This window comes from Chromohalobacter sp. 296-RDG, assembly GCF_029889885.1.
Lineage (GTDB): Bacteria > Pseudomonadota > Gammaproteobacteria > Pseudomonadales > Halomonadaceae > Chromohalobacter.
The window spans coordinates 1-1,022 of sequence record NZ_JARANY010000238.1; the positions used below are offsets into that span (position 1 = coordinate 1).

At 63.1% G+C, this 1,022-nt stretch carries 1 protein-coding gene and 1 pseudogene; both read right to left on the reverse strand.

What is annotated here, in order from left to right; translation table 11 throughout:
* Window positions 1–417: pseudogene (locus OP495_RS18200) on the reverse strand (16S rRNA methyltransferase); the annotation flags it as partial.
* Window positions 414–1,022, reverse strand: a 609-nt coding sequence (locus tag OP495_RS18205; RefSeq protein ID WP_280571180.1) for a methyltransferase domain-containing protein, incomplete at its 5' end; no start/stop codon positions are given. The gene OP495_RS18205 and the pseudogene OP495_RS18200, both read right to left, overlap by 4 nt.

A 1,022-nucleotide genomic window follows, 5' to 3' on the forward strand; every position in this document is an offset into this window, starting at 1 on the left:
GCGCGTAGCATACAATGTGCAACGCCGCGCGCTATCCACCTTGCGGCAACCAAGCCCCAGCGCGGCCAGCGATTTGAGCACACGCTTGACGCCACCTTGATGTTCGCCGACAACCTGCAGCGACGTGCCTTCGGGCAACACCGCGCACAGCGCCAGCAACCACCACTCGCCTAACGCATGCGTCTTGGGCCAGAACAATACGGCACCCGTGACCGGCGCTTCCAGCACCGGCGCGAGACCATCGTAAACCCGGTATCCTCGAACTCGCCAAGCCTGACAAACCGCCGCATCCGCACTCCACACGCTACCACCGGTCGTTTCCAACCAGGCATCGCGAGGCGGCGCGACCCACAGCCAATCGCGATAGTCGTGAGACTGACGGGCAAGCAACTGGCAAGGAGGCGTCTCCGCACTCATGACACGATCTCCGGTTTGTACAGGGTGTAATGCAGATAACGTCCCAGACGCCAGTGCGGCTCCTGCTGGCAGTAACGACGTTCGAGTTCGATTACCTTCTCGAGCTGCTCCGGCGCAGGGTGGCGTTCCAGAAGGTAGTCGTGAAAGATACGCACGCCCGTCACCGCCTCGATCGACAAGCCTTCCGCCATACTCCATGCGCGTATCTGGGCATCAGTGAGCGGCGAGATCGGCGTCAGACGCTGGCGTTTCCCGAGCCCTTCCAGCCGATCATCGAGCGCCTTGTCCAGGTTGCCCTTGATCACGTTGGAGAACCGCAATGCATCGCGGTTGAAGACCATCAGCGACAGATAGCCCCCCGGCGCCAGCAGTGTGGCGAGTTGTGCGAAAGCGGCCTGTGGCGCCGCCAACCATTCCAGAACCGCGTGGCACACGATCAGCCCCCACGGCCCCGGCGCACGTTCGGGCAGCGTCTGCCAGGTGGCATCGACGGACGTGACAGCCAGATCGCCCATGCCCGCGATGGCACGTTCGCGCATGTCCCGCGAGGGTTCGACCATGGTGACCGTATGGCCACACTGCGCCAGCCATATGCTCATTTGGCC